General features: G+C 38.2%; 2 protein-coding genes. One reads left to right on the top strand and one right to left on the bottom strand.

The features are described from left to right. Positions 1-370: cold shock domain-containing protein (locus ACS8FD_RS20935; RefSeq protein WP_439277282.1), on the bottom strand; the 370-nt coding region annotated here is incomplete at its 3' end. A gap of 151 nt (positions 371-521) precedes the next feature. Between ACS8FD_RS20935 and ACS8FD_RS20930 the strand changes: the two genes are divergently transcribed. Continuing rightward, the coding region (locus ACS8FD_RS20930) for an FKBP-type peptidyl-prolyl cis-trans isomerase (RefSeq protein ID WP_439277283.1) at positions 522-684 on the top strand (163 nt) is incomplete at its 3' end.

Below are 684 nucleotides of genomic sequence, written 5' to 3'. Positions count from 1 at the left end.
AACTTATCTCACTGGTCAATGCAAGTAGTATAAGCACGCCATAAAAACCGGCACCAAGGAGCAAACGTTTTTTTTGCCCATTCTCAAACTCAGCTTGTGCCGTGCGTTGTTGATTACGTTTACGGATTTGACTGTTTTTCTTCGCCATTTGTTGTTGTACATATTCAAGCTCTTGTACTTGTCTTGCCTGCACACGACCTTTATTGTCTTGTCCGACCGTAAAGATGACAGACTCACCAATCTTAGGGCGACGCTGTGATTTAAATTCACTAATATGAAAAAATACGGACTCATCATTTTCAGTATTAATAAAGCCAAAACCTTTATCGTCTTGCCATTTTTTAATCGTGCCCTGTTGCCTATCTGCCATCTGTTTTTGCCTCTGTATTAAACAGTCAAATATTGTAAACTATTTAGGTTACATTATTAACGCTTACATTAATGGTTAATTGTCTTATCATTTCTTACACTATACACATCAAATAATTCCTCATTACTTTTATGACTAATGGCGCTTGATTATGACTGACTCCCAATTTATCAATCCAAATGAAGACACACGTATTACTCACGGTAGCCTTGTTAAGCTTCATTTTGAAGTGTCTCTAGAGAACGGTACCATCGTTGACTCAACCTTCCACCGTGATTCACCTGTCAAGCTTACCATCGGCGATGAGAGTTTAT

The organism is Psychrobacter sp. 1U2, assembly GCF_051847575.1.
This window is presented reverse-complemented; position numbering and strand designations above follow the sequence as displayed.